At 56.5% G+C, this 20,989-nt stretch carries 15 protein-coding genes and 2 pseudogenes; 5 read left to right on the plus strand and 12 right to left on the minus strand.

Features of this window, described 5'->3' with window-relative positions:
* Positions 1 to 10 precede the first annotated feature (10 nt).
* Complete coding sequence (locus tag ACD590_RS16960; protein ID WP_018243214.1) at positions 11 to 1,777, minus strand: type I secretion system permease/ATPase; 1,767 nt, start codon at positions 1,775 to 1,777, stop codon at positions 11 to 13.
* A 487-nt stretch (positions 1,778 to 2,264) separates the two neighbouring features.
* A complete protein-coding gene (locus ACD590_RS16965; protein ID WP_327209369.1) occupies positions 2,265 to 3,881 on the minus strand; it encodes a right-handed parallel beta-helix repeat-containing protein in 1,617 nt (538 codons plus the stop codon).
* 688 nt (positions 3,882 to 4,569) lie between these two features.
* On the opposite strand from ACD590_RS16965, the gene ACD590_RS16970 reads away from it, so the two are divergent.
* Complete coding sequence (locus ACD590_RS16970; RefSeq protein WP_047618813.1) at positions 4,570 to 5,268, plus strand: Ig-like domain-containing protein; 699 nt, start codon at positions 4,570 to 4,572, stop codon at positions 5,266 to 5,268.
* Between the two features lie 210 nt (positions 5,269 to 5,478).
* Here ACD590_RS16970 and ACD590_RS16975 read toward each other — a convergent pair whose 3' ends face one another.
* From ACD590_RS16975 to ACD590_RS16995, 5 genes are all read right to left on the minus strand, one after another.
* The gene (locus ACD590_RS16975; RefSeq protein ID WP_247264427.1) at positions 5,479 to 6,183 is read right to left on the minus strand and encodes a hypothetical protein; all 705 of its coding nucleotides are present in this window, start codon (positions 6,181 to 6,183) and stop codon (positions 5,479 to 5,481) included.
* On the minus strand, positions 6,183 to 8,459 hold the full coding sequence (locus ACD590_RS16980; protein ID WP_047618818.1) for a polysaccharide biosynthesis tyrosine autokinase: 2,277 nt from the start codon (positions 8,457 to 8,459) through the stop codon (positions 6,183 to 6,185). Before ACD590_RS16980 ends, ACD590_RS16975 begins: the two co-directional genes overlap by 1 nt.
* 54 nt (positions 8,460 to 8,513) lie before the next feature.
* A complete protein-coding gene (locus ACD590_RS16985) occupies positions 8,514 to 9,170 on the minus strand; it encodes a sugar transporter (protein WP_247264426.1) in 657 nt (218 codons plus the stop codon).
* A 74-nt stretch (positions 9,171 to 9,244) separates the two neighbouring features.
* Positions 9,245 to 10,456 carry a polysaccharide biosynthesis/export family protein gene (locus ACD590_RS16990; protein ID WP_130653560.1) on the minus strand — a complete coding sequence of 404 codons (1,212 nt, stop codon included), beginning with the start codon at positions 10,454 to 10,456 and terminating at the stop codon, positions 9,245 to 9,247.
* Between the two features lie 310 nt (positions 10,457 to 10,766).
* The gene (locus ACD590_RS16995; RefSeq protein WP_439003072.1) at positions 10,767 to 12,170 is read right to left on the minus strand and encodes an O-antigen ligase family protein; all 1,404 of its coding nucleotides are present in this window, start codon (positions 12,168 to 12,170) and stop codon (positions 10,767 to 10,769) included.
* A 309-nt stretch (positions 12,171 to 12,479) separates the two neighbouring features.
* Between ACD590_RS16995 and ACD590_RS17000 the strand changes: the two genes are divergently transcribed.
* Both ACD590_RS17000 and ACD590_RS17005 read left to right on the plus strand, forming a co-directional pair.
* Positions 12,480 to 13,079 carry a transglutaminase-like cysteine peptidase gene (locus tag ACD590_RS17000; RefSeq protein ID WP_018446822.1) on the plus strand — a complete coding sequence of 200 codons (600 nt, stop codon included), beginning with the start codon at positions 12,480 to 12,482 and terminating at the stop codon, positions 13,077 to 13,079.
* Positions 13,080 to 13,347: 268 nt separating this feature from the next.
* The gene (locus ACD590_RS17005; protein WP_113544224.1) at positions 13,348 to 14,676 is read left to right on the plus strand and encodes a UDP-glucose dehydrogenase family protein; all 1,329 of its coding nucleotides are present in this window, start codon (positions 13,348 to 13,350) and stop codon (positions 14,674 to 14,676) included.
* Positions 14,677 to 14,838: 162 nt separating this feature from the next.
* Here ACD590_RS17005 and ACD590_RS17010 read toward each other — a convergent pair whose 3' ends face one another.
* Entirely contained in the window at positions 14,839 to 15,630 is a 792-nt protein-coding gene (locus ACD590_RS17010; protein ID WP_018243224.1) for a metallophosphoesterase family protein, read from the minus strand.
* A gap of 73 nt (positions 15,631 to 15,703) precedes the next feature.
* Positions 15,704 to 16,128: pseudogene (locus ACD590_RS17015) on the minus strand (TolC family protein); the annotation flags it as partial.
* Positions 16,129 to 16,481: 353 nt separating this feature from the next.
* Here ACD590_RS17015 and ACD590_RS17020 point away from each other — a divergent pair.
* Entirely contained in the window at positions 16,482 to 16,724 is a 243-nt protein-coding gene (locus ACD590_RS17020; RefSeq protein WP_012758625.1) for a KTSC domain-containing protein, read from the plus strand.
* 101 nt (positions 16,725 to 16,825) lie between these two features.
* Here ACD590_RS17020 and ACD590_RS17025 read toward each other — a convergent pair whose 3' ends face one another.
* From ACD590_RS17025 to ung, 3 genes are all read right to left on the minus strand, one after another.
* Positions 16,826 to 17,431: an alpha/beta hydrolase gene (locus ACD590_RS17025; RefSeq protein ID WP_018243225.1), complete on the minus strand. Its 606-nt coding sequence runs from the start codon at positions 17,429 to 17,431 to the stop codon at positions 16,826 to 16,828.
* Between the two features lie 11 nt (positions 17,432 to 17,442).
* Positions 17,443 to 18,375 (minus strand): VOC family protein, encoded by a 933-nt coding sequence (locus ACD590_RS17030; RefSeq protein ID WP_247264424.1) that lies wholly within the window; start codon positions 18,373 to 18,375, stop codon positions 17,443 to 17,445.
* 240 nt (positions 18,376 to 18,615) lie between these two features.
* The gene (gene ung / locus ACD590_RS17035) at positions 18,616 to 19,317 is read right to left on the minus strand and encodes a uracil-DNA glycosylase (RefSeq protein ID WP_018243227.1); all 702 of its coding nucleotides are present in this window, start codon (positions 19,315 to 19,317) and stop codon (positions 18,616 to 18,618) included.
* A gap of 239 nt (positions 19,318 to 19,556) precedes the next feature.
* Between ung and ACD590_RS17040 the strand changes: the two are divergent.
* Positions 19,557 to 20,978 (plus strand): annotated as a pseudogene (locus tag ACD590_RS17040) (phosphomannomutase); the annotation flags it as partial.
* Between the last annotated feature and the right edge of the window lie 11 nt (positions 20,979 to 20,989).

Below are 20,989 nucleotides of genomic sequence, written 5' to 3' on the forward strand. Positions count from 1 at the left end.
TCCCTCTGGCCTATTCGGCCGCATTGATGCCGTCGACCACGACTTTAAGCTGAGCCACGCGCTCGGCAATCGGCGTGCGCGCCGCTTCCGGCCGGCTGACCCTTGCCAGAACTTCCTCTTTCGGACCGAACGCGATCATCCGGCCATCTTGCATCATCAGCACGAAGTCACAGACCGCCAGAACGCCGGACCGATGTGCGATGACAACGACAATGCCGCCGCGCGCCCGCACGCTCATGATCGCAGCACTCAGCGCCCGCTCGCCTTCTTCATCAAGATTGGAGTTCGGTTCATCGAGCACGACGAGGAATGGTTCGCCGTAAAGCGCTCTTGCAAGCGCGATCCGCTGTCTCTGGCCGGCCGAAAGCGCCGCACCGCCTTCGCCGATTTCGGTTTCGTAACCGTTCGGCAGACGAAGGATAAGATCGTGAACACGCGCCGCCCTCGCTGCGGCAACCACTGCCTCGGGCGACATCTCCTTCGCGAAACGGCAGATATTCTGCGCGACGGTCCCCGAAAAAAGCTCCACATCCTGCGGGAGATAACCGATATGCCGGCCAAGTGCGTCACCGTCCCACTGGTCGAGTGCCGCACCATCAAGGCGAATGGATCCTCTGACGGTCGGCCAGATGCCCATCATCGCCCGCGCCAGCGACGACTTACCCGAGGCACTGTAACCAATGACCCCAAGCGCGCTCCCTGCCCTTAAGCCGAAGCTGACATCGGAGATGACCAGGCGCTGGCCAGCCGGTGGTCCGCTCGCCAGGCCCTCAACAGTGACTTGCTTGGTAGGAGCCGCGAGCGCAAGCGGGGCTGGAATCTCAGGAATGGTTTTCAGCAGGCTCGAAAGCCGCGCCCAGCTCTGCTGAGCAGAAACGAAGCCACGCCAATTTCCGATCGCTGCTTCGACAGGCGCCAGGGCGCGCGAGGTCAATATCGAGCCCGCGATGATAATTCCCGAAGAGGCCTGCCCTTGAATGACCAGGATTGCGCCGGTCGCAAGCGTCCCCGATTGCAGAGCAATACGGAAAATCTTCGACAAGGTCGCATATCCGTTGCCGACATCCGATGCCTGCCGAGTGATCGTCCGGTATTCACTGTTCTTGCGGTCCCAGATTTCGGCCATCGTGCCTGCCATGCCCATGGCGTGAATGACCTCGGAGTTGCGAATCGAGGTCTGCGCGAAGGCATTCCGCATATTTGCGGAGTCAGACTGCTTTTTTGATAGCGTCCGCGTTCCCTGATTGGTCATGAACGTCAGGATGGCGAGAACCAGCGATCCACCGATCGCGATATATCCGATCGCCGGATGAAAGAGGAAACAGATCACGATATAGAACGGCAACCACGGCAGATCGAACATCGCTGTCGGGCCCATACCGGACAGGAAGGTTCTGATCTGGTCGAAGTCGCGCAACGGCTGAAGCCCGTCGCCGCCGATTTTGACCTTCAGCGGAGCCTTGATAAGCGCCCGGAACACACGTCCGTTCACCATCTCGTCAAGTGAACCGGCAACACGCACGAGCATCCTGCTTCGCAGAACCTCGAACGCTCCTTGAAAGGCGTAAAGCATCAACGCAAGTATTGCCAGGGCAGCCAGCGAGGGTATGCTTTTGCTGGGGATGACCCGGTCATACACCTCAAGCATAAAAAATGAACTTGTAAGATAGAGGATATTGATAAGCGCACTTGCTATTCCAATGAAAACAAGCCCCCCCTTGCATTTCCTCAAGGCTTTGGATGGCTCGCTCGCATCCGCTGTTGAACTCTGAAACACGAAGTAATCCCTCTCTTACCGCATAACCCACAGGCATACATGCCAGCGCACTGCAGCTACGGGTCCATCAAGCCCGATCAATAACACAGCCGCATCTGGCTTGTCGGCACCGGTGCCGATCTTCCGCTTGCAAGCTCACACCTATTATATGAATCCCACCGAAAAATGGCCAAGAAATTCCAATTTATAGCGCGCGCGATTTCAGGGGTTCTAACTTGACGCTACGCTAAATATACCGGCCCAAGCAAGTGAAAATCGCAAACCGCCCAATAACGGGCCAAAGGGATAGCCGTGTCGCGTGCTTAAACACGATGTTTACTCGGGCATTAACTATATATTCAGTCCATATTTTACTCTGAAGATGAACGGCTGAAATATTAGGTCAGCGATCATTCCCCGACTCGACCGCCGGCGAGCACTCATCATCGAGCTTTAATGTCGAGATAAAACGGCTGGCAAGGCGGCCCCGCGACCCGTCCCGTCTGACTCAGACCAGCAGATGTGAGCCATGAAATGCATCCACGTTGATGGAGACGCTCAATGAGTCCGTATCGATGTGTGAAGCACCGTCGGAGATCTTGTACTGGAAGGATTCGCTGACGTTACCGCTAATGCCGGCGAGTTTGGCTGCATCGACCGTATAGGTATAGTCGCCATCGCTGTCGACGTGGATGACGCCGTATTTCCCGGTCAGCGTCAGCCCATGCTTGTCCACCGCACCGTCACCGAAGCGGCGGAGCAGCACAGTCCCGTTGGAGGCACTGTCGTTTTCGAGGAGATTGCCGTGATAGGCGCTGCCGGTGTCACTCGAGATCTTCAGATTGTCATGGACGGCGACGATCTTGGGAACGACGGCTGCGGCTACCGTCGCGGTATGCGTTTCTGTTGCGGGAGCCGGGGTAATTGTTTGCGGCAGCGCTGGTACTTCCACATGCTGCTCGACGACTGGTACGGTAGGCGTCTGCTCATTGTTCGATGACGTATTGCTGCTCGTGCTGCCAGCGGCGCTGTCAAGCTCGGCCTGCGCTTGTTCGAACGTTTTGTTCTCGCCGATGGAGAACGTGTTCTGAGCAGCAATTGCGGGCGGCATCGTCAGCGTCGATACCAGGCTGTCGATGATATTGTCATGAAAAGAACCCGATGCGGACCTGTCAACCTTCAGCGCTGACGAGGACAGGCCGTCAAAGACATTGTCATGGATATCGATGTTCTCACGAACATAGTTTGGATAGCCCGCTGCGCTAACCAGGACGCCATAAACGCCACCATGCACATAATTTCCGCTGATGTCATAGTTCTTCGCATCTCCCTGATCGCCAAGGCCAATACCGTAGGACCAGCTATAGCCGCCGTATCCCGAGATGTCGTTGTCGTGGATGGCGATATTCGTGCCCGCCTGGGCACTCAACCCAAAGCCACCGCCGATGAGCGTGTTGCCATCGACCACGGCGTTTACAGCCCTGACCAACACGAGGACACCCTTGGCGCTATTGGTCTCCGTCTGCTCCAGATGATTGTCCTTGACCAGAATATTGCTGCTATCATTGAGCTGGATAGCGTCTGCCGCTGCACCCTGGCTGTTGGTGACGGTATTGTTGACGAGGGTGACACCGTTGACCTTGTCCATCCAAATGCCATCGGCATGCACCCCGGTCAGCTTGCTGTTCTCAATCGTGATGTTCTGGCTGCTTTGGAAGCTGATCGAGCCGGGCTTTCCAGCAAGGCCTGTATTTGTCACCTCGACGTTGCGAACCGTCCAGTTCGACACATTCCCTGCATATATCGCGTTGGCGCCGGTATCGGCGATCTTGATGTTCTCAATGACGATGTTCGAAGCCTTGGAACCGTGGATGCCGTCATTGCTGCTGTGAATGACCGGCGCATCGCCAACACCGTAGCTGCCAATCGTGATCGGAGCGGCAACGCTGCCGGAGTATTTCAAATCGAATTGTTCGTTGAACACGCTTCCGGCAGCCAGGAGCACGCTATCGCCCGGGTTGAGCTTGAGCGCCTCGACAGCGGAAAGCGTCGCGAAAGCCGCCTGCTCGCTCACTCCACTGTTCTGATTGGATCCCGTTGCCGAATTTACATAGTAGACGGTCACACCATGATCTCCCAAAGATACTGGAAAACCTTCTACCTGCGGACCTCTCTCTGCCTCCTAAAATGGAACACTAAAATGCGTTCTATCTCGCGATAATTCTTACGTCCGCTGCAAAATATCTTCATTTCTCAAATATTTCGCATTGCAAAAAAAGTTGCACTGCACAATTATGAAAAAGTTACCTGATATCGGCATTGGCAATAAGATTATCTCCTAGAACACGCATCTTAATTTGTAAAAAATGCGCCTCGAGAGAAACATTACTTGATAAACATATGTTACAAGAGAACGACATCAGTTACTTCGTCGAAAAGCATGAGATAGAGCGGTCAACGAAACAAAACCGCGATATCACGCCATAGCCCGTAGTGATTATATCAACATCTCATCTGAACATCAGATCCTCAACGTATTCTTATAAATTGCCGCTGAATAAACATTCTTTCCTTCTGAAGAAATTTAAATTCGTATCTGTCATTCGACAATTTCACCTATTATTAACGCAACAAACGTCAGGCACTTCATTGTCTTATGCGAGTTGCATGTGTGTCATTATTGTACAATACACCAGAAAATGTTCACTTGCTGTTAATTACGCCCTTGACTCTCTGTATTAAGATATCCTTAATCGGGCAGCTCGCTAAAGGTCAGAATTGACCTATCAAAGAACTATTCAAGGAGAGAACTGATGGCTGTTCACGCAACCGACGATAGTGCAACATTCCTGGAAACAGACGCCATTTCAGGAAATCTGCTTTCCAACGATTCATCCGATAACGGACACCTTTTCCTGCGCGCCTTCGACGGCGCGAGCGTTGGCGCCAAGAGCGGCAACAGCCAGATCACCGAAATCCAGGGCGACTACGGCACCTTCTTCGTCAAGCCCGATGGCAGCTACACCTATGTGCTAAGCGATGCTGCCAAGGTCAACTTCACCAATGGTGAATTGCTCCAGGAGAAGGTTTCGTACAAAATCTCCGACGGCAGCGGTCATACCGATGTCGGCCTGTTCACCCTGAACATCCAGGGCGTAACCCAGGTCAAGCCGATCGCGGTCGACGATCACTATAGCTTCACCGAGGGCGACGCCATCGGCGGCAACGCCTTGGACAACGACATTGCCGGCGACAATGGTCATCTCTTCCTCCGACAGTTCGCCAACACGGCCGTAAACGGCGATCCAAGCGCAACGACCGACGTCGCCGGCACGTATGGCACGTTCCATGTCAAAGCGGATGGAACATTCACCTATGATCTGGCAGTAGATGTTGCTCCGGGCGATCACGTCACGGAAACTATCCAGTTCTACAAGATCTCCGACGGCGAAGGCCACACCGATGTCGGCGTTCTGACACTCAACATCACTGGCGCGGACGCAGACGTCTGATCATTCAATAACCAACTAAAAAGCAACGCCCGCCGCGCAGATGGCGGGCGTTTTACAAGTCGAGCCGCGTCACGAGAATGAGCAGTCGGCAACCATTTACACCGCTTCGAGCTTTCAGCAATGTTCGGAACGACCACCCCGGAACAGCACGAATTATATGCAGTCCGGTGCCGTTGAGCTTGGAACTGTCCAAAAGCCTGCTTTGTTGATTTACTTGCTGCAACGCTGCCGGAACCGCGCCGTCGCAGAATCTCCAACGCTCGTCCAGGCTTGATCGAAGATTGGACGAAGCTGTGGGCTGATCTCTTTTATCGTGGCATTCACCCTGCAACGATCGCCCAGTTTCAGCATCGTCGTAAGATCGCTGTCGAGCGCGTTCCTTGCCGCCGCAAGTGTTGCATCCGTAAAATCGTTCCAGAAGTAAAACCGCGTCAGGATCATCACCTGGTCGTAGGGCGCAAGCACAACCGAACGCTTCATCATTACTGCAACCGCAGCCGGCTCCTCCGCAATTATCGACTGCACGGCCGCAAGGCGAAGCCAAAAATTACTGTTCGTCGGCATGCACGAAAGCGCATACCGCAGATACTGGCGCGCACTCGACGCCGCAGCGGCCCAGGTGTCGTAGTTGACATTGACATTCTGCCGATCGAGTTGCGCCAGAACGAGGGTTACGCCAGCAGCCACAATGTCGGATCGGCAATAATGACCGTCAACAACGTCGACACTACGCGACGCGTATTTGGCCACGACATCGTCCGCGACTGTCTCTCCACGCTCGATCCTTTCGGCGACGATCGAGATGCTGGCCGTTCTTATCGAAGCGTATAGCTCTCGACCGGCCAGCACCAAAAAGACGAGGGTGACGATAATGAAAGCGATCCTGGTAACCGAAACGAACTGACCTCGGAACATCAGCTTTCGGTATAGTATCGCGAATAACGCTTATAATAATACTCGCTCGAACCGAATGTCCGGTAAAGTTTCATCTGCGACGGGTCGACCTTGGTCAATATAGTACCGACGCATTTCGCATAGAGTTCCGGTTCGGACAGCAGTGTCGACTGCACGACCTTGCGCGATGTCTTTCCCCACTCGATAACGAAAACGACCGCATCGAGCTTCGAATTGATTGCGCGCGCATCCACAACCGGCGCCAAGGGCGGCAGGTCGACGATAATATAATCGAAGCTTTGACGCGCCGTTTGAAGAAGCTGATCCATGCCGCGTGACGCAAGCAACTCCGACGAATGCGGAACACGATACCGTGCCACCGTCGGCAAAAATGCGAGTTTTGTTTTGGGATCGAGAAGGATCAAATCCTTGAGCGGACGGCTGTCGACGATCGCCTCGAGCAACCCGGCCTCGGCATGGCGGCCGATCGCCCGGGTGGCACCAGGATTGCGCATGTCGCCGTCGATAAGTAGGCAACGCGCACCCTGCATTGCCAGGAGTTTGGCAAAATTGATGGAGGTCGTCGACTTCCCTTCGCCGGGCAAGCTCGACACGACGCCGATGACCTTGCAGCGCTGATCGGCAGCACTGAGGTCGATGGCAATCTTGGCGCTTCGAAGCGTCTCGGCAAATGCCGAGAGCGGATGCTCCTCGACATAGGTCGTGGTCTTCCCGCCCCTGGCGATGCTTCGTGGATTGCTGGGATCAACGAGCGTCGGATCGTCGACGTTATTTTCAATCAGCGGCATGACACCGAGAGACTCGACATCAAGCACGTCCCGGACATCATCGCCGGTGCGGAAGAACCGATCCCGGAATTCGCGGAAGGCCGCTATACCACTTCCAAATGCACATCCCATGAACATCGCGAAAGCAACGACGAGAGCTCTCTTCGGAGCGCTCGGCTTCGTCGGCGTCTCCGCCGTCGTGATGATTCGCGCAGCGGTGATCGGAAAGCTCTGCTGTTGAATTGCTTCCTGATAACGCGTCAAGAAGCTCTGATAGAGATTCTTATAGGTATCGCGCGTGCGCTCGAGTTCGCGAAGCTGCACCTGGGTTTCGCCAGCCATTGCGGCTACGCCCGTCGCCTGTGTAACGCTGTCGCGCAAAGAGTTTTCCCGCGATTTCGCGACCTGCAGCTCGCTTTGGTAGCTCTCGGCGATACGGTTCAACTCATCGAACATGAGCCTCTTATATTCTTCCATTTCCGCACGAAGCCGAACCGCCTGGACGTGATCGGGACCGAGCCGCGCCTCAATTTCAGTTTCGAGCTTGGAAGCCTCCAGATACTTCTTGCGCAGGTCGTTCGAAATGGAGCTGTCGAGCACATCGGTGACGATCGCATCGGTCTGCTTAGCGTCGATGATCGACTTGACGCGCGCATATTTTGCCTCGGCCTTCGCAGTCTCGGCCTGCGCATTGATCAATTGGGTATTGATCTCGGAAAGCTGCTGATCGCTAATCAGCGTACCGGATCCAGCCTCGACAAGTCCATGCTCGCTGCGGAATTTTTGCACGGCGAGGTCAGTGTCCAGCGCCTGCTGCCGGAGCTCTTCGATACGCTCCTGTAGCCACTCGCCGGCCCGACGTGTCGCCTCGTATTTCGAATTGAGCTTGTCAACCAGATAGACGTCGGCGATGGCAGCTGCGATATCACGCGCTAGATCCGGTGACTGCGAGGTAAAGCTGACATCGAGAACATAGGATTTGCCAACGCGTTCGACATCGATGTTGCCTGCAACAGTCTCCGCAGCACTCCGCCGCCTCATTTCCGGATCGGGTGCGACGGCTGCGTCATCGGCAAACCACGACCGAAAATTCACGAAGGATTTCAGCGTTGAGACAGAAAAAAGCGAGCTTTTCGGTCCCATGAACTCCGCATTGTCGACGAGTTTCAGCTTGTCGACGACGGCATAGGCGATGGTGTCGGACTTCAAAAGCTCGACCTGACTGAGGACAGTACCTTCGTCATCGTCCATCTGGCCGAAAGCCGCCAGCTGGTTGATCACCTGGCTATCGCTGCGGTCGATCAGCACGCTTGTGTCGGCGGTGTAGACGGGCACCGAGGTCAGGACATACACAATGCCCAGAATGGCGAAGGCGAAACCGCACGCCGCAACCATCCGCCACTGTCGGCGGGCGATTGCGATGAGCTTGTCGAAATCGATGAAGTCAGCTTCGTTTCCCGTATCGCGGGAGGGGTCGATACGTGGCGTAAGTTTATCTGGCGATAGCAATTTCGATCTCCAACAAATGCGTCAAGCGCTAAGATCTAAGGGCAATTCCAGCTATTATATGACCGGGATACTAACACTAGTCGATTCCGCCGAGTCAGACGATTGCCCTGCCCCAGCATTCGAAACCTTCAGCGTACCGGCGGTTGTCTCGCTGCCCTCAAAAGGCGTACCGTCGTCCGCTCCCGGCCCCGTCCGGCCAATCGACCCATTATTGCCGATGCCGGATGCGGCGGCTGCAGCACTTCCACCCGGGCCGAGCGCCGCCGTTCCGCCTTCGGCGAGAACCTTCGCAAAGGCGGCAAGGAGCGGCGCAAGATTCGGATCCGCGCTCGCCGCCTCGGCGACGGCTTTTTCAATGGCCAGCTTGAATAGCGGATCCGTTACCTGGCAGCTGTTTGCAGCCCGCCCAAGACCGGAACCGATAGCAGCCATCTGCGCGACATCGGCTTTCCTGGCCTGCTCGATCACCGGCGACAGCGCCTCATTGCTGCTCCCAACCAGCGCGCGGACGCTCGATGACAAAACCAGCGGATCGGACATATCAAGCAGAACGGCGGGGTTGGCCGTAAATCCACTGATATCGATGGAAGTCAGATTTGAAAGCCTCACGCAAGCTGCCGCGAAAGCGCTTGAATTCATGCCGGTAAACATCGCGACGACAATTCCGCTATACGCAAGCTTACGATAAACACCAGACCTTGCCATAACCATAGTCCTTCATCAAATCCGCTATATAGGCCGCCGTCATTGATCATTCGAGATCGATGACGGCCCGCCTATTTCAATCAATTTCCAAGATCGTTTACCGCGTTACGGGTATCATTCGCATCGTCGGCCACACCGGAAACAGTGGACGATACCGAGTTTACGATGTCAAGGAACTTGACCAATTCAACAGAGTCCGAATTGGAAATATAGATAATATCCTTGTCTTCCATCTTGAATTGCTGAACAGCAAACAGGGTTGCCGGATCGCGAAGATTCGCGCGGATGATCACCGGAACCGTTTCACCCGTAAATCTCGTCGCGTCCACGTGCATCGCTGCAACCGTTTTCTTGGGGACAAGGCGATAGAGCAGGACCTGAGCCGGATCAGCGCGATCATCGCGCAGGCCGCCCGCCTTGGCGATTGCCTCTCCAAGGGTCAGGTCGGATTCTTCGAAATCGAAGCGGCCACTTGTGCCTGCGGCGCCGAGCATAAGATAGGTACGGCGCTCATGATCGATCGAGATCGTATCATCCGGTGCGACGTAGATATTTTCGGCCGGGTTCTTTAAGAGCGTATTGTAGGCGACGGTAGCCGTCTTGCCGCGGCGCTGCAGCGTCACATTCGTTTCGATATTGTTGGTCGTCAAACCGCCCGCAGCGGAAATGACATCGAGAACACGCTCACCGGCCGGGCTGATCTCGACGCGCTGGGGATTGTTGACATCCCCGAGCACGGCAACCTGACTGGAGCGACTTGTCGTCGTCGTAATAACCACCTGCGGCTCGATCGCCCGGCTCGCCAGGCGATCCTCGACGTCCTGTTCCACGGTCTCCTTGAGGCGACCGGCAGCCGGAACCCGACCCGCATAGGGAATTGTGATCGTCCCGTTTCTATCGATCGTCTGGCTCGGCAAAGAGATGTAATTACCCGGTCGGCTACCGGCATCGGACGGAATGAAAAGACCGCCGGACTGAGCTTCGAAGATGGCGACCTCAACGACATCCCCGTAACCGAGCGGAATTTCAGGCGCCCCGCCTCGACCACCGCCAAACCCCTTGAAGGAGGTCGGCTGGGGAGCGGAAAAATACGGCAGAACGTTCTTGCTGAGATCAATCAGGGCGTAATCGATACCGACGCGACGCTCCTTCGTTGTCACTTTCACTGCTGCATCCCGATCAACATCTTTGTGATCAGGACCAGATCTTGGCAACGATGTGCAGCTTGCCAATATAGTCGTTAGCGCTACAACAATGGCGACGCGTGTACTACCGATACGAGAACAACCCATAGAATACCCTGTGTTGACGCCCCTGAAGCTACTGCTCCGCAATCTGACAAAATACAAGACGATCCCCGATCAATAACACTGAAAGCCGATTAACATTCCCCTAACTGTGGCAGGCTGGCAACGGCGAGCCCTTTAGGAAGCGAAAAACGACTTCGGTCCGACTTTTCTGGCGTCGCAACAATCCGAAGGCTGCACCCGCTATAAAATTTCTTGGGTTTCAGAGTCAACTGTTCGCACCTGCACAATCGATCTTTTCCGAAAATCTTATTAAAATCCATCCATTTAAACTTTAAGTGGTTAATGGCTGCTCTTATGCCATGCCCAACTCTCCGTTGCTGCGCCCGAGACTTATCGAGACAACCGCACTGAGGAAGGCGGCGTAAAACACCGCAAATCCCGGTATCTGCAGCGAAAAATCGACCGCCGCATGAAGGGCGACCAAAACCGTCGCCGCCAGGCCAAGAAGGACATAGGGCCTCAGACGCCGTCTTTGGGCGAACCCGCGCCAGAACACCCTGGCAAGCACCGAGAAGGTAAGGACCGCCGCAATCGGGAACATTATTCCGAGGCCCAGAAATCCTTCGAGATAGAAATTGTGCGCACGGTCGAAGATCCCGAAAATTCCGCAGGCCGGATCGCGGTAGGCAGAAAACACCGTCCGAAAAGTTCCGAGCCCCGTCCCCGTCCACCAATGATCCGATATGGCACGCCATATGCCCGGCAGGATGCAGAAACGATCATCATCCTCGAGCCGCCGCTCTTGCGCGCGCAAAATCGCCTGGCCTGCAAACATCGTCAGTAACACTACGATGAAAGCAATCGCCGAGAGGAGCTTCAGCATCGAACGCCATCTTGGCGCCGGTCTCAAATGACGCCTCGAGCCGTTCCAATTGATGACAAGCCATGGAAAATAGATGAGAGCGGCAACAAAGGTCGCAAATATCCCGGCGCGAGAGCGGCTCAGCATCAGCGCGGTGAAGCATGCGCATAAGAGCAGGATATAGATCCACGATCTCAAGAGAAGCGCGTTTCGGCCCGGCTCGCCGGGCGGATAGTTCGAACAGGCACGGGCAACGTCCCTGACCAGGGTTAGCATGAGCAGCGTTCCAAGCCCGAGGAATGTCGCTGCGGTATTACGGTTGACGAAGACCGCGGTCAGGCTGTCGAGGTAGGCGTGTTTCTCGACGACGATCAGGATGTTGGGAAACAGCAAAAACTGCAGCAGGCCGAAAGTAGCGATGATGCCCGCCGAAAGCCCGAGGCCGGCAAGCACTTTCCTCGCGCGCTGATCGGTATTGCATAAGAGGAGCCCGGTCAGGAACGTGACGAAAGGCAGAGCGACCCAGAGGATCGACGCGAACGTGTCGGCCGGTTCGACGGAGATCGCTGCGTAATTGACACCCGCTAGGTGACGCGCGGCATCCCAAGCGGGATTTGCCAGCCACCGCGAAGGCAGTTCGATCGTCTGAATAAACGTCCATCCTGTCAAAACGATCAATAGAAACAGAGCGATGCCGAACACCCATCTGCTCTGTCTCGGCTCTCCGAACAACAGTCCCGAGATAATGGCGAGAGCAAACATTCCGATCGCCGCGAAGGCGAAAGCCAGGGGTGTAACACTCCCGAACGGTATGAGCGTCAATATAACGAGGCCGATGAAGGCGAAAAGCAAAACCTCTCGCAAGACCCGCCTATTAATGAGGTGGGAGAACATGTGAATTAATTTACCAGAGTAGGCAGCGACCAAAGCCATTACAACCGAAGAGTTTAATTTACTCGTACAAACATAAGTTGAACATCAAGCACCTGCGTGCTAAAGTGTAACAGAATTCCACATCGTTTAAAATTGTCGCGATAGGTTTAAGCCAATCGAGACAAGGCCCGGCTATGCTCCTTCTAAGCAGCAGAAACGGGACAGATATTCTGCGCCCAATACTTGGCAGATCATCAGATCGCCATGCCATTGACCGAGAAAAAAGGCAAGCCTGATCTCAATCGGTTGCCCTGAACGGGGATTTAACAGATGAAGAAAACATTCGTTACACTTCTGGCGCTGGCCTTTACAGCAGGCAATGCCTGCTCGGCATTTGCCGCCGGTCCCGCAGGTTTCGCCCGCGGCCTGAACGGTAGTTCGGCGGTCAGCTATATCTCCGAAAAAGGCAAGATCATCCCACCCTTCGCCCAGGTATTGTTCTGCGCCCAGAATCCGGCGGAATGCCGTGACAACAATGGGCTCTCGGTCGTTGCGCTCACTGACGAGCAGATGCTGCAGCTGAAAAATGTGAACAGCACGGTCAATCGGACGATGATCGGACGCAACGACTCCAGCAGCGAACTGAACGGCGACGTCTGGAAGGTGAATGTGCGCAGCGGCGACTGCGAAGATTTCGCATTGACCAAACGCAGCCGGCTGATAGCGATGGGCTGGTCGTCGCGCGCGTTGCGGATCGCGACGGCATATACGCCCTCCGGTGAAGGACATGCGGTCCTCGTCGTCAGAACCGACAGGGGCGATCTCGTCCTCGACAACAGGAAAAGCAGCATCAAGAACTGGCGCGATACCGATCTGCGCTGGGACAAGATCCAATCGGGAACAGACCCCTATGTCTGGTACCGGCTATAACAGCCGAGGCAGCGACATAGACAGATTGATCCTGTTTCCGGATTGAAGTCGAGCCTGCTCTGACGAGCCGCTCGACTTGTCATATCGCCCACACAAACCTATGTTTTGGCTATCGACGGGGCAGCGTGCGGCAAGCTGCGGTGCCCGGAGTTCGATTTCCGATGTGGGTTTCAGGCGATCTTCGGTATTGTCTTTTCGTCCAGATTAACTATGACGAACTCATGCTGCGACGCAGCATGACGTTCTACTCTAATGATTTGAGGGAAATATGCGCATCACGATGATTGGATCAGGCTATGTCGGCCTCGTTTCAGGCGTTTGCTTTGCGGATTTCGGCCACGACGTCATCTGCGTCGACAAGGATCTGAGTAAGATCGAAGCGCTTCGCGAAGGCCGCATTCCGATCTACGAGCCGGGTCTGGAGCAATTGGTCGCTGAAAACACCAGCACCGGCCGGCTGTCATTTTCGACGGATGTCGGCGAAAGTGTCCGCAGTGCTGACGTCGTGTTCATCGCAGTCGGCACGCCCTCCAGGCGCGGCGACGGCCATGCGGATCTCTCCTATGTCTACGCCGCTGCGCGCGAGATTGCCACCTATGTGGAAGGCTTCACTGTTATCGTCACCAAGTCGACGGTGCCGGTCGGCACGGGAGACGAAGTCGAGCGCATCATGCGCGAAACCAATCCCACGGCGGATGTCGCCGTCGTCTCCAATCCCGAATTCCTGCGCGAAGGCGCCGCCATCGAGGATTTCAAGCGTCCTGACCGTATCGTCGTCGGGCTGAACGACGACCGGGCACGCGAAACCATGACCGAGGTCTATCGCCCGCTTTACCTCAACCAGGCACCCCTGGTCTTCACCACCCGCCGCACCTCGGAACTGATCAAATATGCGGCCAATGCTTTTCTCGCGATGAAGATCACCTTCATCAACGAGATCGCCGATCTCTGCGAACGGGTCGACGCAAACGTTCAGGACGTTTCGCGCGGGATCGGTCTCGATGGCCGTATCGGCTCCAAGTTCCTGCATGCCGGGCCGGGTTACGGCGGCTCGTGCTTCCCCAAAGATACGCTAGCTCTTGCCAAGACGGCGCAGGATTACGATGCGCCGATGCGTCTCATCGAGACGACGATCTCGATCAATGACAACCGCAAGCGGGCGATGGGACGCAAAGTCATTTCGGCCGTCGGCGGAGACATTCGCGGCAAGAAGATCGCAATCCTCGGGCTGACTTTCAAGCCGAACACCGATGACATGCGCGACAGCCCGGCAATCGCAGTCATCCAGACCCTGCAGGACAACGGCGCGCAAGTGGTCGGCTACGATCCCGAGGGCATGGAAAACGCCCGCAAGGTGATCGAGAACATCGAATATGCAAGCGGACCCTACGAAGCAGCTGCTGGTGCGGATGCGCTTGTCATCGTCACCGAGTGGAACCAGTTCCGCGCGCTCGATTTCAACCGCCTGAAGCAGTCGATGCGCGCTCCGATCCTGGTCGATCTGCGCAATATCTACCGCAGCGACGAGGTCCGCAAGTACGGCTTTACCTATACTGGCATCGGCACCAATCTCTATCACGATGTGACCAACACCTGAAATAGCCTGCTGAACATCTGATCTTCCTGACGCCGCGGAACACAATCCGCGGCGTTTGGTTTGACAGCACCGTCGTCTTTCAGACGCGCAAAGGACGCTCTAACTCTTTCAATCCTCGCATCCTGCCCCGAAATTCGATTCCGATTTTTGGGAAGCAGGTCGCTAGAGGATCCCGACCCGTGTTCCCTTTATCGTCAGCACGGTCAGCCGGCCCGTCGCCGAAACCGCAGTGTCGATACCGATCCGTTGCGGCCCGAATGTCGGGGTTCGCGCCGGGGTATGCCCGTGGATCACGAGGACAGGAAGCTGCGGTCCTTCATCCAGGAAGGGCTGACGGATCCACATGAGGTCGCTGTCTTTCTGCTTTTTGAGGTCGATGCCCGGCTTGATGCCCGCATGAACAAAGAGAACCCTTCCTATCCGCAGCATGATCGGCAGCGATTCCAGGAATTGGATATGTCGTTCGGGTATCATGTTGCGAATGACGCGGGCAATTGTTTCGTTTCCAGCCGCCGACTGCAGCAGATGCTCGATATCGATACCGTATGAGTGCAGCGTCTCCGGTCCGGCAAAGCCGAGCCATTCGAGAATGCGCGCCGGTTTGCGATAGAGCTTCACCAGCTCCGCGTCGTGATTGCCGCACAGGACGAAACGTTGAAATCCCGGCGGCGGGGTCTTGCTCAGGAACTCCAGCACCGCGCTCGAATCAGGCCCGCGATCGACATAATCGCCGAGCATGACGATGAGTTTCGGTCCCGGAATGCGCGCGGCATCCTCCTCGATGCGGCGTTGCGCCTTGACGAGCTCATTATAACATCCGTGAACATCGCTCATCGCGTAGACCGCAGCGAATTCGCCTTCGGCAAACGTCAACCGAGCGCGTCCTTTGCGGTTGCCAGCCAGTATCGGTATCTGTTGTCGCCACGGCCCTAGATAGTTAAACATGTAACCCATTTATGAGACCCGACCGAATGGTGGGTTGTCTGAAATAATCCATCTCTTATCCATCGCTGCAACGGCATGAGGCTCAGTATTCCATAAGAAGTTGGCCTGATCGCGGCCCCACCGAAGTTGTAACCGGAACCACCACATTGGTGGCGACATAGTTCTTCGCCATTTGCTGCGCCGCTTGCGCCACGTTCGCCTGGCCGGTCGCCACCGAACGCTGCGCATCCAGCACATCAAGCAAGGATGATTGTCCATCCTTGTAGCTCCCGATTGAAAGCGCAAGAGTCTCCTGCGTGGTCTTCACCTGAGCGCGCTGCGCCTGAACGGTTTGTGTGTCGCGGTGAACGGACGACAATGCCTTCTCGACCTCTTCGATGGCTGTCAGAACGCTTTGCTGCCACGCGAGATACTGCATCTTCGAATCGGATCTCGTAATCTCCACATTCGCGCGCAGCCGTCCGCCATTGAAAATCGGCAGGGTGGTCCGAACGACCAGGTGGTCAGGGCCGCTCACGCAACTCGCCAACGAAAGTAAGCCGACTGTCGCGAGAAACGGCCATTTGTAATCATTCATACTTGGGAGGGTGCTGCGGTTAATATTACGCTATAATTTGCTATATGATGGTTAATCCGGCGTTAAACCGGCGATTATTGCGTTTCTCGCGACTTTATCGGCCAATATTCCCCAAATGGAGGAGGCGCAGGTATCGGATATCCACAGGCAAGGCGTCCGAAAAAGCTGTAAAAATCAACTATAACGAGAGCCATCAGGAAAAAATAAACGTTAAAGAAGATCATGCTTGACGCCCCCGCGGCGCAGCATAATGATGGCGCGTTGCGAGTGTGAATGACATTTCTTGATCAGGAATCTCAGATCCAAAACTGCGGGGTGCAAAGTGGAAACTGCGGTTGATTCGAAACTTATCGAGGCGATCACCTACGACGAAGACAGCCGGCATCTACGGGTCTATCTGACCAATGGTCAGAGGCGAGAATATGAAGGCGTTCCCAAGGGCGTCGTCGTCGGGTTGACGATGGCGGAATCACCGGGAAATTTCTACATGAAGGCAATCAGGGGCAAATATCCTCCTCGCCCCTAATATCCTATCGATCACGACGATAGGATCCTTGTTCCAGCAAAGATGCGGGACCGGCATTCCCGGTCCCGCAATCGTTTTCCCGCCGAGCGGCGGTGCACGCGTCAATAACCGCCGAGGAAATCGCGAACCGCATCGATCTCGAGCGGCGCAATCTCGTGACCGCCGGGATGCCAGACCGTTCTGACCTCCGCCCCTCGGTTTTTCAGATGTTCGGACAGCGCCTCGGTCATGGAAACAGGCGCGATCGGGTCTCGCTGCCCGGCCGTCATCAGCACCTTTCTTCCCGCCAGCGTCGACTGGGCTTCGGGTTGAAACGGAATGAGCGGGTGCATCAGAACCGCGGCATCGAAGATACCCTTCTCGATCAGCACATTGGCAAGAATGTTTGCGCCATTCGAAAAACCCAGGCCGAGAATATCGGAAGCCTGGTACTCGTCCGCGAATGCCTTGACGTAGGCCGCCATCTTCTCCGTCGCCCGGGAAAGGTCGGCCATGTCGTAGACCCCCTCCCCGGTGCGGCGGAAGAACCGCGCCGCGCCATGTTCAGAAACGTCGCCGCGCGGCGAGAGAATCGTCGCTTCGGGCAGCAGGCGCCGACCGAAGTCGAAAAACTGGTTCTCGTCGCCACCGGTGCCGTGCAGTAGCAGCAGGATGGGTTTATCAGGTGCGCCGGCATGCAGCCGGTGCACATATCCAGTTTCGGTCATATCGCCTCTCCCTATGCTTCGAGCGGCTGCAGGTGCTGTTCGAGCAGCGCGCGAAGATGGGCGTGTTGCTGCGGCAATTTCAGTGCTTCGCCGAGATGGGCCGTATCCTCGTCACGGTCGAAGCCGGGCTCATTGGTCGCGACCTCGAACAGCACGCCGCCCGGCGTGCGGAAATAGATCGCCCAGAAATAATCGCGGTCGATCACCGGCGTGACCTGATAGCCGGTGTCCATCAGCGCCTTGCGCACTTCGAGCTGCTTCTCGCGGTTTTCGACGGCAAAGGCGACATGGTGGACCGAGCCGGCGCCGGGAAGCGCGCGGGCAATGTTCGGCATCGTCTCGAGATCGATGCGATGCGCCCCATTGCCGGAGGGCATGATCAGCCGCTTGACGCCGTCCCTTTCCTCGGCAACTTCATAGCCCATGAACTTCAGCAGTTCGGCCGTGGCGCCCTCGTCCCTCAGCCGCATGGCGACGGAGTGGAAGCCGCGAATGGCATGGTCCTCGCTGATGCCGCCATGTGTCCAGGCCTGACGGGCGTCATCCTTGACCTCGACGAGCGCAAAGCCGTCGCCATCGGGCCCGGAGAAGTTCAGCCGCTTTTCGCCGAAACTTTCCTCGGCCTTCAGGCCGCCGACACCAAGCATGGCAAACCGATCGCTCCAGAAGCCGATCGAGCCCTGCGGAACAGAAAACACCGTCGTGCCGACTTCGCCGGCACCGGGACGGCCCTGCGCCATCTTCGGGAACGGGAAATAGGTCATGACCGTGCCGGGCGCACCGGTCTCGTCACCATAATAGAGGTGATAGACATCAGGCGCGTCGAAGTTCACCGTCTTCTTGACGCGGCGCAGGCCGAGCGCATTGGTGAAAAACTGGTTGTTGGTGCGGGCGTCCTCCGCCATCGACGTGACGTGGTGCAGACCCTTGATCTGATCGAGCATGTGAAACCCCTTTCATGCCCGCCGTTGCGGGCTTTCGATGAGGCTAAGATGCGCGCTGAAGCGCCCACAGAACAGACCCGCAGACCAAAACGCATTGTCTTCTTTTAGTGAACGAACACCGACTCGCGTTCACATCTAAAGCATGTCACGCAAAACTGTGCAGCGGTTTATGCGATAACGACATGCGCAAAAACAAAGAGCTAAAGCGCGAGGAGCGAATCTGAACGATTGCGACGCGCTTTAAGCATCATGGGGATTGGCCGGCAATTGCCAGTCGATCGGCGCGCGCCCGCGCGATTGCAGGAAGGCATTCGCCTTCGAAAAATGCCCGCAGCCGAAAAAGCCGTTATGGGCCGAAAGCGGCGAGGGATGCGGCGCCCTGAGCACAAGATGGCGCGTCGTATCGACGAAGGCGGCCTTGCGCTGAGCATAGGAGCCCCAGAGCATGAAGACGACGGATTCGCATTCATCGTTGACCTTGCGGATGACGGCGTCGGTGAAGCGTTCCCACCCCTTGCCCTGATGGGCAGCCGCCTGCCCTTCCTCGACGGTCAGCACGCTGTTCAGCAGAAGCACGCCCTGTCTTGCCCAATGTTCGAGAAAACCGTGACGTGCCGGTGCTATGCCGAGATCCGTCTCCATTTCCTTGTAGATATTGACGAGGGAGGGCGGTATGCGCACGCCCGGCCGGACACTGAAGCACAGCCCATGGGCTTGCCCGAGTCCATGATAGGGATCCTGGCCGAGGATGACGGCCTTGACGTTGGAGATTGGCGTCAGATCAAGAGCGCGGAAATATTCGCTGCCCTTGGGGAATATCCGCTTGCCGACCTGCTTCTGCGCGATGAGGAAGGATTTGAGCTGTTGCATGTAGGGGCTTGAAAACTCCCCCTCCAGCGCAGCCTTCCAGCTCTCCTCGAGACTGACGGATGTATCGCTCATCTAGGAAAATCCTTCGCATAGGACGAAACAACGGACACACGGTTCTAACAAAATCGATCTACGCTGCAATGCCTGCCGGCTCGGCGATAGGTTTACACCTTGAGAATTCGGTGAGCGAGGATTGCGAGAGGCTGTCCGAGGCACCGTCCTCCGTGTTTAACTATATGATGGCTTCGGTATTTACGCCGGCAGGCGGCCTGAGTAGAACCTTGATTGTGAAATCGGAGTCATGTCTTCCTATGAAATTCGGCACGAGCGGCCTTCGCGGACTTTCAGTGGATCTAAAGGGACATGCCTCCGCCCTTTATGCCACAGCGTTCGGCAAATATCTGATCGGAACTGGTAGGGCCAAAGCTGGCGATGCCATTCTGATCGGCCGCGATTTTCGCGATTCTAGCCCTGAAATCTCGGGAAATTGCGCCGATGCACTCGCTGCGCTCGGCTTCCGGATATTCGACTGCGGCAATGTACCGACACCCGCACTCGCCCTCTATGGTCTCGAGAGCAACGCCGCATGCCTGATGATTACGGGCTCGCATATTCCGGCCGACCGCAACGGCATCAAGTTTTATCGCCCGGATGGCGAGATCGACAAATCGGACGAGGCGGCAATTACCGCATTGGCGACAGAGATCGAGCGGACCGGCGAAGCGGTGGTTCAGGCGCCGGCCGGGACGGAGGAGCATGAAGCGATCTGTCGGCAGCTCTTTTTCGAACGCAATGCCGCCCTGCTTCCGCAAGGCGCGCTGTCCGGCCTGAAGATTGGCGTCTACCAGCACAGCACCGTCGCCCGCGACCTGCTGGTTGACGTTCTCGCCCATTACGGCGCCGAGATCACCGCTCTCGGGCGTTCGGAGAGCTTCATTCCCGTCGACACCGAAGCCGTTTCTGACGAGACGATCACGCTGATGAAGCGCTGGGTGTCCGAGCACAGGTTCGATGCGATCGTCTCGACTGATGGCGACGGCGACCGCCCGCTGGTCGCAGACGAAACCGGCACACCGCTGCGCGGTGACCTACTCGGTCTTGTGGCAGCCAATTTCCTCGGCGCCGGCACGGTGGTGACACCGGTTACCTCCAATTCGGGCATCGAGGCCGCGGGCTCTTTCGCCGTCAGGCGCACCCGCGTCGGCTCGCCCTTCGTCATCGCTGGCATGGAAGAGGCCGTAGCGGCCGGCGAAGATCATGTCATGGGCTTTGAAGCCAATGGCGGGCTGCTGACTGCAACCCCATTCGACATCAACGACAGAGCCGTGCGAGCCCTGCCGACGCGCGATTGTTTTATCCCGATGCTCGCGATCCTCTCGCTCGCTGCCATTCGCAGGCAGCCGCTTTCTGCCGTTGCCGCGTCCTATCACCTGCCCTTTGCCGCGGCCGATCGGCTGGAGAATTTTCCGTTGGAGACGAGTGCCGCGCTGATGGCGCATCTGCGCGCTTCGGAAGAAAATCTCTCGGCTTTCCTGCAGCCGATCGGCGAGGTAGCGACAAAATCCGACATCGACGGACTTCGCGTGACGCTAAGGGATGGCGGGATCATTCATTTCCGCCCGTCCGGCAATGCGCCGGAAATGCGCTGCTACACGGAGGCCGGCAGCGAAGCTGCAGCCCGGGACCTGCTGAATGCAGGGCTCAATCGAATAGGAGACTGGGCAGGCGCCCGGCAACATGCGAC

Source organism: Rhizobium sp. 862_C5_N1_2 (assembly GCF_051811205.1).
GTDB lineage: Bacteria > Pseudomonadota > Alphaproteobacteria > Rhizobiales > Rhizobiaceae > Rhizobium > Rhizobium leguminosarum.

What these genes read in the sequence shown, in the direction of transcription:
- ACD590_RS17030 (WP_247264424.1), bottom strand. Translation starts at nt 18,375, where the DNA reads ATGCTCGATCAGATCAAGGGTCTGCACCACGTCACGTCGATGGCGGAG.
- ACD590_RS17010 (WP_018243224.1), bottom strand. Translation starts at nt 15,630, where the DNA reads ATGGGTTACATGTTTAACTATCTAGGGCCGTGGCGACAACAGATACCG.
- ACD590_RS16995 (WP_439003072.1), bottom strand. Translation starts at nt 12,170, where the DNA reads ATGTTCTCCCACCTCATTAATAGGCGGGTCTTGCGAGAGGTTTTGCTT.
- ung (WP_018243227.1), bottom strand. Translation starts at nt 19,317, where the DNA reads ATGAGCGATACATCCGTCAGTCTCGAGGAGAGCTGGAAGGCTGCGCTG.
- ACD590_RS16975 (WP_247264427.1), bottom strand. Translation starts at nt 6,183, where the DNA reads ATGTTCCGAGGTCAGTTCGTTTCGGTTACCAGGATCGCTTTCATTATC.
- ACD590_RS17025 (WP_018243225.1), bottom strand. Translation starts at nt 17,431, where the DNA reads ATGACCGAAACTGGATATGTGCACCGGCTGCATGCCGGCGCACCTGAT.
- ACD590_RS16970 (WP_047618813.1), top strand. Translation starts at nt 4,570, where the DNA reads ATGGCTGTTCACGCAACCGACGATAGTGCAACATTCCTGGAAACAGAC.
- ACD590_RS17000 (WP_018446822.1), top strand. Translation starts at nt 12,480, where the DNA reads ATGAAGAAAACATTCGTTACACTTCTGGCGCTGGCCTTTACAGCAGGC.
- ACD590_RS17005 (WP_113544224.1), top strand. Translation starts at nt 13,348, where the DNA reads ATGCGCATCACGATGATTGGATCAGGCTATGTCGGCCTCGTTTCAGGC.
- ACD590_RS16985 (WP_247264426.1), bottom strand. Translation starts at nt 9,170, where the DNA reads ATGGTTATGGCAAGGTCTGGTGTTTATCGTAAGCTTGCGTATAGCGGA.
- ACD590_RS16990 (WP_130653560.1), bottom strand. Translation starts at nt 10,456, where the DNA reads ATGGGTTGTTCTCGTATCGGTAGTACACGCGTCGCCATTGTTGTAGCG.